At 46.1% G+C, this 10,117-nt stretch carries 10 protein-coding genes; 1 reads left to right on the top strand and 9 read right to left on the bottom strand.

The window, feature by feature from the left end; translation table 11 throughout:
- Positions 1-214 precede the first annotated feature (214 nt).
- The 8 genes from EKM94_RS08235 to EKM94_RS08200 form a co-directional block, all read right to left on the bottom strand.
- Positions 215-1,024, bottom strand: a complete 810-nt coding sequence (locus tag EKM94_RS08235) for a flavodoxin family protein (RefSeq protein ID WP_225422192.1) — start codon at positions 1,022-1,024, stop codon at positions 215-217.
- Positions 1,024-1,464 carry a flavodoxin gene (locus tag EKM94_RS08230; RefSeq protein ID WP_125600253.1) on the bottom strand — a complete coding sequence of 147 codons (441 nt, stop codon included), beginning with the start codon at positions 1,462-1,464 and terminating at the stop codon, positions 1,024-1,026. The genes EKM94_RS08235 and EKM94_RS08230 overlap by 1 nt, the downstream gene beginning before the upstream one ends.
- A 139-nt stretch (positions 1,465-1,603) precedes the next feature.
- Positions 1,604-2,575, bottom strand: a complete 972-nt coding sequence (locus EKM94_RS08225; RefSeq protein WP_125600250.1) for an alpha/beta hydrolase family protein — start codon at positions 2,573-2,575, stop codon at positions 1,604-1,606.
- Positions 2,576-2,678: 103 nt separating this feature from the next.
- Positions 2,679-3,731 carry an NAD(P)-dependent alcohol dehydrogenase gene (locus tag EKM94_RS08220; protein ID WP_125600247.1) on the bottom strand — a complete coding sequence of 351 codons (1,053 nt, stop codon included), beginning with the start codon at positions 3,729-3,731 and terminating at the stop codon, positions 2,679-2,681.
- A gap of 96 nt (positions 3,732-3,827) precedes the next feature.
- Positions 3,828-4,421, bottom strand: a complete 594-nt coding sequence (locus EKM94_RS08215) for a cyclophilin-like fold protein (RefSeq protein WP_225422191.1) — start codon at positions 4,419-4,421, stop codon at positions 3,828-3,830.
- A 228-nt stretch (positions 4,422-4,649) separates the two neighbouring features.
- Positions 4,650-5,357, bottom strand: coding sequence for a flavodoxin (locus EKM94_RS08210; RefSeq protein ID WP_125600244.1), 708 nt, complete (start codon positions 5,355-5,357; stop codon positions 4,650-4,652).
- Between the two features lie 42 nt (positions 5,358-5,399).
- Complete coding sequence (locus tag EKM94_RS08205; RefSeq protein ID WP_125600242.1) at positions 5,400-6,680, bottom strand: FAD-binding oxidoreductase; 1,281 nt, start codon at positions 6,678-6,680, stop codon at positions 5,400-5,402.
- Between the two features lie 49 nt (positions 6,681-6,729).
- The gene (locus EKM94_RS08200; protein ID WP_164511162.1) at positions 6,730-7,437 is read right to left on the bottom strand and encodes a flavodoxin; all 708 of its coding nucleotides are present in this window, start codon (positions 7,435-7,437) and stop codon (positions 6,730-6,732) included.
- Positions 7,438-8,124: 687 nt separating this feature from the next.
- Here EKM94_RS08200 and EKM94_RS12415 point away from each other — a divergent pair.
- Positions 8,125-8,295 (top strand): hypothetical protein, encoded by a 171-nt coding sequence (locus EKM94_RS12415; protein ID WP_164511161.1) that lies wholly within the window; start codon positions 8,125-8,127, stop codon positions 8,293-8,295.
- A gap of 1,189 nt (positions 8,296-9,484) precedes the next feature.
- Here the strand turns inward: EKM94_RS12415 and EKM94_RS08195 are convergent.
- Entirely contained in the window at positions 9,485-9,838 is a 354-nt protein-coding gene (locus EKM94_RS08195) for a hypothetical protein (RefSeq protein WP_125600236.1), read from the bottom strand.
- Positions 9,839-10,117 lie beyond the last annotated feature (279 nt).

Below are 10,117 nucleotides of genomic sequence, written 5' to 3'. Positions count from 1 at the left end.
CCGAAAAAAAATTACAGCTGAGGTGCTGTTTAGTATGGCAAAATATCAGATTAAATATGATTTAACGCCATAAATAATCTTATTTTGCGTAATTAAGAAAAAGAATCCCTTGATATAGAAGAATTCTCTTGACTAATGGTAGAAAAAAAGCTATCCTCCAGTCTTGCTGGCTGAACGATAGCACATCGCTGAAAATTGGCTTGATGAAAGTAAATCAATTGGTTTGATCAACCTGTTGAAGCCAGCGAGCCACCTGTTGATCGGCCCGATCCACTTTATTTCCGTCCACGACTAAGGCACGGGTAAAGCGATTGTTCTGGCCGCCAACTCGTGTCAAGATTTGGCGGATCTGTTGAACACTGTCCCCTTCACCATAACCGCCTTGCGTCATAAACGGCGCAATCTTTTTCTGGTCCAGTTGACCACCCGCTTTTTCCAAGAAGGCTGTCATTGGGTGCGATAGCGTCATCGCCCAAATGGGATAACCTAAGTAAACGGTGCGATATTGCGCCAGATCCGGAATCACCAGATCAAGCGCGGGATAATCTTGTGCCGCACGCTCAGAATTGGCCCGAGCCAAAGTGGCGCTATAATTGGCTGCATAGGGTGTTTTGACGACGATTTCCAGAATATCCGCTTTGGTTTGTTGGGCGATCTTGCTCGCCAACAATTCTGTGCTCCCAGAACGCGAATAATAGATAATGATACTTTTGGCCGATTTCGTTAGCTGGCGAGTCGGTTGATTGATCTGATTCGTATCGTGACCATCAGAAACCGTGCCGGCACCATTCTGCCACGCCGCAGCCGATTTACCCAGCTGGGGCGCCTTGATCGGTTGACCGGCGATTTCCGCTTGACTGCTTTTTGTTTTCTTGCTGGTTGACGACACTAAGTCCTGACGCGACGTTTGAGCACGCCGCGATGTCACTGTTCCTTGTTGTTTGACCAAGTTGACCAGGCCTCCTCCCAGCGCAACCAACCCAATGATTGCCACAATTACTAAAACTAAACTTCTTCTTTTCACTAGCAGCGACCTCCCGAGCTCAGATTATCGAGCGTCAGCGTGGCGCCCGCCGTCCGTGTCAGCTGGCGCATTACTGTAAGCGTCGCACTTAATGGCGTCGAACTACTGGTCGCAAACGGCATGATCGTCTTGCCCTTGAAGTCAGCTTGCTCAAACAAACTGTGAATGATCATTGGCGGCTGACCCCACCAAATCGGATAGCCCACCGCGATCTCATCATATTGACTGAGATCAGGCCAGTCTTGCTTAATGGCAGGGTGGCGATCATGATCTTTCTCCGCCTCACCAACGGTAATGATCTCCTGATAATCCTGAGGATAAGGTTGCACCGGCTCTAACCGGTACAGATCCGCGCCTAGTTTCCGTTGCAACTGCTCCGCCGCCCGTTTCGTATTTCCGGACAGCGAGAAATAAATAATCAATGTTTTTGATTGTGCCATTGCTATCATCCTTTCCTATGATCGACGATCCCGCGCCGATGTCCTGACTAAGCGCCAGAAAATGGCGTCTTCGTTAACTGATGCCCTTAGTATAAACGTTCGTCTGGACTATAAGGCAAGCTTTTTGTGGACGATTTTTTTATTGGCGATCATATTTTTCTAAAAAGGCTAAAATCATTTTCCGCGACTGTCCCTCCGCGGCGCCAGGGAAATCATGACCAGCGCCCGCAAGCACTTTTAATTGGGCATGGGGATAGGTTTTAGCAGCTTGCCGCGAATATTTCAGCGGCACCACTTCATCCTGATCACCGTGCATGATCAAGACGGGACCAGCATACCGCTTCATTTGTGCTAGCAAATCGAAGTTCAGCAGCTGTTGGAAATAGACTTTGCCAACGGGTGTGCCCCACATTTCGATCCTTGCAGGAATATCAGCCGTGGTTCGATACTGACTTTTGGCACTCGCAACCATGCTAAAAGCTGGGTAAAGTAAGGCCATTCCTTTGATCTGTTGCGGATATTGCGCCGCGACCAAGGCGGAGACCACCCCACCTTGACTAGCGCCAACCAAGAAGATCCGTTGAGGATCAACATCCGCGCCTTGCCGAAATTGTTTGAGCACCGCCGCTAGATCCTGTTGTTCGGTGAAAACCGACATTTTCATAGTCGACCCGGTGCTGCGACTATCCGTACTACCGCCCGCGAAGTCGAAGGCATAGGCCAGATAACCTCTTTGGGCAAACGCGCGGGCATAACTGGCCAACTGCGTATGGTTGCCGCCAAATCCGTGCGACAGCAACACCACAGGCTTCTTGCCGGTCTGAGTCGGCTGATACAAGCGGCCATACAAGCGTTCTTGGCCCTCAGTGATCCACAACGTTGTCACCTTGATCGACTGCTTGCCGCTGGTAAAATTGGCCGAATCGTTTGAATCGCCTGAACCACTTGAACCACTGGTCGCCACCGAAGCGGACGTTTCCTCCGACGTGCTCGTGCTAGTCGAATCACCCGGACGAACTAAGGCCTGGTTATGCGGTCTGACGAACAAGAGAACCAGCACCAAAAGCGCCAGTACGACCGCGCCACTTAGAATTATTTTGAGTTGTTTCATGATTCTTTTTCTCCTTGATGTAAAAAAGAAACCACGGTGATCAACTGGACGTCAGGTAATGACGTTTTCGCGATCATCATAGTTTCGTTGCATAGCCACCCGCTTACTTTAACGTACTCATGTCGATGACGAAGCGATAATGAACATCGCTGGCCAAGATGCGCTGGTAAGCCGTAGGGACATCATCGATCCCGATCATTTCGATTTGCGGCAGAACTTGATGTGCCGCCGCGAAATCCAACATCTCTTGGGTCAAGGCGATCCCGCCAACGTTAGAAACAGTCAAAGTCCCCTGCTTGTTGAAAAGACTGAAGAGGTTGAATTTTTGTTCGTCCATTGTCAGACCAACGAAGCAGAAAATCCCATTGACGCGTAATAATTTCAAATATTGGTCCAGATCCAGAGGCACTGCCACCGTATTCAAAATGAAATCATACGAGTTGCTAAGCTGATCGAAATCAGCCGCTTCTCGTAAAATCTCATAGCCGGTGGCGCCAAACTTGCTGGCCTCAGCTTGCTTGCTAACGGAATGGCCGAGGACGGTCACTTCCGCACCCATCTGATGAGCAAACTGAACTGCGATATGACCTAACCCACCGAGGCCGATCACGGCGACCTTGGAACCAGGACCAACACCATAACGTTTTAACGGATTATAAGTGGTGATCCCGGCGCATAATAGCGGACTGGCCGCCGCTAAGTCTAGATTATCAGGAATGCTGAGCACGAAATGTTCCTTGACGACCAGCGATTGGGAATACCCGCCTTGGGTGATCTGCCCTTGATAATCCGGCGTATTAAAGACCGACACGAACCCCTTTTCGCAAAATTGTTCTTGACCAGCGCGGCAATATTTACATTTTCCGCAGGAATCGACAAAACAGCCAACCCCAACGCGATCACCCACCTGGTACTTGGTGACCGCAGAACCAACGGCACTGACGATCCCGGTGATTTCATGGCCGGGGACAATGGGGTGATGGAACACCTGATCGATCCCTTCGACTTGCGCAATGTCGGAATGACAGATCCCACAATATTTAATGTCGATCGCCACATCATCAGCCCGCAATTCTCGGCGCTCGATCACCGTGTGATGAAATGTAGCGAAGGCCGATCCTGTTGCTTCTAACGCTTTCACTTTAGTTGTTGCCATATTTGAATTTCTCCTTTTCATACCAAGCTGACGACTCAAAACACTTAAATTGGCCGTTCTTGCCTAATTATTCGAACCAATCGATTCGTCGATTAGTTACTCGTCAAGTTCGATCCGCACATCATAACTGCCCTCTAAGTTGCTGATTTTGGCCAAGGGCGTCGTGATCACACCAATATTGACCTGCGAGCCATATTGCTCGGAATTTTCTTCGCCTTTGAACAAAATCGTGAAGTACGGCGCATCCGTCGCATAGTCGATATCACCATTCAACCAGCCATAGTGCTCTTCACTCTTGTTATAAGGTAACGCATCGACAGTACCGCAGAAATCGGTATCATAGCGACTTTCGTGAATTGTATAGGGCAATTTCGCAATCAAGGCCTTGGCTGTTTTACTGTCATTGAGGACGCCGGTGATCACGGTATCGCCGAAATGCATCTTGATTTTTGTGCCCTGCTTGATTACTCGAGTTGGCCGTGATTTATCGGCCGTTTGGATCTGAGCATTGTCCTTGGCAACACGCTTATTCGCCGTTTGGGTCGTTTTGATGCGATCACCTGTCGCAGCACTTTGACTGTCAGCGCTGGCACTCCCTTGATTTGACGCGGTATCACAGGCAGTCAGACCGAAGCTCAGCCCCAACAAAAGTACTGCACCCATTAAAATCCGTCGTTGACTTGTTTTCATAAATCGTCCTTTCTTTCCTCATTTTGAGAAAAATACCATTTTTCGATTTGATTTTTGCTTGGACCTTCTTATTTTGATTTTTGCTTGAATCCTCGTCCATGATTTTTTTATTATTCGCTTCAATTTTCTTTCGAACAAGCGCTCAAAACTGCTCGTATTATTTTACCTAAGATTACATTTCTGAATCTGTCATTTCCTAATTGATTGTGAGCAGCTATTTACTAAGAATCATTGTGCCGGCAAAACCCGTTGCAACCAACGGTCAATTCTGTTGGCGCTGGCCACACTGGAAGTGAGATCAAGGCCAGTCATTATTTGACTATCGGGCACGAGTTGTTGGATCGTTTGCCGAGTTTGTTTGACTGCTGTCGCGTCCGCTTGAGCGCTGGTGCTAAAGGGCACTAGTCGCTTACCGGCTAACGCCGCCGCATTCTGCATCAGAAACGACTGGAGCGGATAGGCTACGTCGCCACTCCAAATTGGAAAACCGATAATGATTGACTGATACTGAGACAAATCAGGGAGCGTATTCGTCAATTGATCGGCTCGTTGATCGCGCTGCTGCAGCTTGACCCAAGCATTGACCGCATCATTATCCGTTGTTGGATAGGCATGCTCTGGTTGTAGCCGAACACTGTCACTCCCGCTTTCCCGCTGGATCTTCTGCGCTAACTTCGCAGTCGTATCGGTCAATGAATAATACACTAACAGTGTTTTCCCATAATCATTTATTTTGGTGTCAACCTGTTTACGACCAGTCGTGCGTTTTGCTGTTGTCGTATTCTTTACTTTAGTCGCTTTACTGCCATGGGTAGTTGTGCCCTGATGGTTCGTTTTCTGCGCTTGCGAGCATGAGACCAAGATCGTAGCCGTCACAATCACTAACAAGGTTGCAAGCATTCGCCTGAGCGTGCTATTTTTACTAATGACTTTCATTGAATCTCCTCACTTTCTTAAATGAGCTATTTATGTTGCAACTCACATGGTCAACCGTTCATCCGTCAAGTGATCACGCGGTACACCGGCCTGGCGCAACATTTTTCTAATCGAGAGCACCGCGCTGGCTGGCCCCACGATCAAAAATCGTGCCTGCGCTAGTTTTTCCGGACTGATCATTGTTGAAAGTTGCTCGGATCGCAAACGACCATTTTGGATAAAATAACTGAATTGCGGGTCTACTAACGCCGCCAAATCGGTCACGAAATAGCGATCGCGATCATTTTTGACGGTCCAGATCACTTGGATCGAGCGCGTCCCTAGATACGTCCGAGCTAAACTCAACAGTGGCGCAAGCCCACTGCCCAGACCGATCAGAACAAGCGGCCGCCGATCCTGTTCAACGATCGCGGCGAAACGACCAAAGGGACCTTCCACTTGAACAACCGTTCCCACGGCAACTTGCTGTAATTTACGAGTATCATCGCCGACGGAACGCACCAGAATTTGAATCTGCTCACCGGCGGCGTCGGCCTGATTAACCACGGAAAAAGGATGAGCCTCCCGGGAAATCCCCTCAAATGTAAAGAAAAAGAAATCGCCAGCTTGAAACAGCTGCCGCGCCCCACGAAAGACCAGCGTGATCAAAACAGTTCGTTCATTCAGACGCTGCGTTGCTAGAACTTGACCGGTCCTGCGCTGAGTAGGTGCCACCCACTTCTGCCACAAGTAGGCACTGAGAATGAGCACAGTATAACCATCAAAGAGCAACATAAAAACCAACTGATGATTGACGCGCCCAATCAAATGCACGTGCAACCAAATCAAGAGAATCGCCACCAAATTCAAACGATGGATCCAAAGTGATAAGCGATGCTTGAAGAAGAATTGCAGTTTGGTCTTGACTCGCGCTATCACGGGCAAGCGATCAACCAACCAGCCCGACATGAACAGGCTGGCATAGATGATGCCGAAAAGCGCCAGATACCAAGCAACTTTTCCCGTCAATCTGATCTGCGCACCCATGGAAATAAGAAAATTGCGATGCACAAAGGCAATCAATAAGGCGTCAACACCTAATAAGCCATGGACAAAATACAAGGCTGGTAACCCGATCAGTCGATCCAGCCACGTTGGCCGCGTCGCCAGAAAAACTTCAAACAGCCACCAAGCATAGGCAATCACCCCACAATCGATCCAAATCAGTTGCGGCGTGTTGCCAGCGCCCATGCCCAAATTCAAGCTGAGTACCAGGGGCGCGGGGAAAAGCAGTAAAGCAATGAGCCATACTAGATATAAGGCCAGGGGATATTTTTTCAACATACTTTCACTCCCTTTTTGGAACGTGTTGGCTGACCTAGCTTCTTCTGTGTTAATAACCTAAATCGCGAAGCCAGCGCCGGATTTGCTTGTGCGCGTGATCAACATCCGCTCCCTCAATCTCAAAGCCCTTTCGAAACTTGGCTTGGGGATATTGCCGTTTAAGCGTGGTCAGCGAGTCGCCCCAACCAGAACCGGCATTGGTCGAAAAAGGAATGACCACTTTATCATTCAGATCGATCTGATCCATTAAAGTCCGCACGGGCATGGGCAGATCACTCCACCAAATTGGATAACCTAAGAAAATCGTCTCGTATTGCGTTACATCAGGTAATTTCCCTTTTAAACGTGGACGGGCGTTATCTTGTTGTTCCTGTTCGGCTTGATCCACGGTCGCCTGATAATTCTTGGGATATGCCTGTGCGGTTTGGATCTGATAGCGTGTGCCGCCAGTAACCTGAGCGATTTCTTGAGCAATTTGCCAGGTATGCCCATGTTTCAACGTGACATCCGGATAATTCGTCCCTGAACGTGAATAGTAAATGATCAAAACACGCTCAGAATTATGTGTGGGCTGCGAATTAGCGGCCTTTTTGCTTGAACTGGCCTGGTCCGAAGTTCGGGTGGCACGACTCACGACAGGCTGGCTAGAACGGATCGCGGTCGTCACTGGTCGTGGCCGACTTTTGGCGAGATCCAAGCTGAATAACCCGACCAAAACCACTAACATTCCTAGAATCAAGATCCATTTTCTTTTCATTTGATGTCCTCCCATCGTCGTTGTTAAATCCATTATGAGAATAGTCGGTTGAAATGTCCAATACTTATACATTTTAGATATTCATAACAATTAGTTATGGTTGGTAATGCAAGTATGCGCAATTCGGATTAGCCCTATGTATCTTTAAATCCAGGCTAAGCTGATTAGTCACTTTAGTATAAACGTTCGTCTGGACTATCAGGCAAGCTCTGATTTCAAAATTTTTCATTCCCGCGCTACGACACGAAGCGACTGGAATATTCGGACTGAAATCGGACGAAACGGCTTGGTTAGGTATCCTGAACACCAAAAAAGGTAGAGTCCTCCACTAACTCCACCTTTTCAAATAAAGCGTTTACACATTCGCGATATAATATTACGATTAGCTTACCGTTGAAGTGGCGTTTGCGGACTGAAGTTTCCTAGTCACAACCATGAACAAGACAGCCATCAGCTTCTGAGTTCTAAATACCCTCGTTGGTTCATTTCAATGGGCCCACTCGATGAGTCTAACCTGGCAGCAATTGAATTAGTTGGACGCTTAATGGTTAGACAGGATCGTTTCCTTTGCGCTCCACTGTAAACATTGAGATTCGCCTGGAATCGGCAATTGACAAGACCGCTATTCCCATAATTTGAAGTCGTCGACTAACTGAAGCAAATACTATTGTTAAAGTAGGTGAAAAAATGAAAATTGAACTCTGGAAAGATGGCAATTGGCGTTTTACGACGGTCTTGATTGTCGGAGTGACCATCATGGTTTTAAACCGGATTTTCTCGGGTGCCAACTCCGCTTACTCGGCCGCAATTCCGTTGATCGTGTATCTTGCCTTTATGTATTATACCAAGCGCAACTAGTCTGACTAAGTGGTTGGATGTGCAGGACAAGCGTGGGCAATAAAGGCTGGCGCTCATTGCCTGCCCGCCGTGTTTACGCTTAAGCTAGTAGTCTCAACCAATGCATTACAAATCAAGACTGAAAATAATCACATATTTTTGAAAGCGCCAAAACCTAAGCTGACTTTTAAAACAATCACTGATCCTAGTAAAAGCTGAAAAGAAGTAGCACAATTCTAAATCAAATTTCAGAAAAAGCGCAAGAAATCAACGAAAAAGTCATAGCCGTCTAAATGGACCGCCATCATTACGAGTAGCGCTATTTTTGGGGGGTAAGAAGTCACTCATATCAACCCATTGCTATCTGTTTTATGCCCTTTGAACGTCTCATAGGTAACAAATAAGGAGTGTTGGTCATGTCAGAGAAAGTTAAAAGAATCATCATCAGTTGCCTATTCATCTTGGGAATTCTATTAAGTCTCCTCCAAATCAATTATAGTACCACGTCATTTAAGCAGATATTTTCAATTGTCCAAAACTTTATCCCACCGCTGGCGTTATTTTTGTTGTCAGATCCCATAATGACCAAAATCAACTCCTTGGTCATCAGAAATGTCTTTTTTTCAATTTCGGCATTGTGGTTTGTCGTCCTAATCATCTCGTATCTTAGTTTTTAACCTGCATAGAGATGATTTCCTATTAGCGACACGACAATTATCAAATTATTCCGCTATTTTCATCTAGCCTAATTTGCACGATTACCTAGTTGAGTCAGCAGTCAGCACCTACGCAATCGACGGATTCTGTTTCCGTCCCCAATCACCTACATTGGCCTCATCATATTATTGATGAGGTTTTTTTATGAAGAAAAGGCAGAAGTCGTTCATTCCAGCTAATCAAAAATTCTAGACCCCGAAAACTAAACCTAAGCCACCAGCTCCCGGGATCAGAAAACAAAAAAACACTTCGCATTGTAAAACGCGAAGTGTTCGAAACATTGATATGCTGGAAATATTAACGTTTTGAGAATTGTGAAGCTTTACGAGCTTTCTTAAGACCTGGTTGGCAATTCAGCTATTTTAATCAAGTTAGAAAATATCGAAGTTGCTGATTTAACGAATTTTAGGATCCATATAGAAACCACAGAAACACAGAAGCGTTACTTACCAAGGCCGTCTCGATCAATCGCTAAAGCCAGAAGAAGTGAGTTTTATTTTTTGAGATCAGACTGAAATAATATGATTGCTTCGATTTTATAGAGATTTGCCGCTGATATTCCATCGCCTAATATCTGGTAATGCTTTAATTGATTTTGAGTTATTTGAGTTGCTTTATATATCTCTTCCAGTATAGTCGTATTGTTTTGATTTAGAAGAACAGTTATTAATCTTCGCTGTTTTCTTTTGCGAATTTGTGCTGGTAAGGTTGTTGAGATTACTACAACGATTGAAAATATTGATAAAGAGAATGCATTCAATCGTCTCTTTATCAAGTAAATGACAGCAAGTCCGATAATTGCGATCATGACTGTTGAAAATATATCCTTTTTTTGACTATTCGTCATCATCATCCCCCCTTAAATAGGCCATTCTTGTAAAACTAGTCCTGAGCTGCCCAACCAAGCATCTAAGTCTATTTCAAATTAGCTTTCCACCCAAGACAACCGACTAATCTGTCTGCCACACAACTAGTGACGATCATTTCTAAATCAATCTCGCCTGCCAATATTTGCCTGTTTGAATTTCGACCTTTTTGGTATTTCAAACCTGCCTTTAGAATTTGTATGACAATAGCAATATATCATTCAGATTGATCTATTGGGAACAGATGTCTCAAGATGTTG

It is taken from the genome of Lapidilactobacillus achengensis, from assembly GCF_003946655.1.
Taxonomy (GTDB): Bacteria; Bacillota; Bacilli; order Lactobacillales; family Lactobacillaceae; genus Lapidilactobacillus; species Lapidilactobacillus achengensis.
This window is presented reverse-complemented; position numbering and strand designations above follow the sequence as displayed.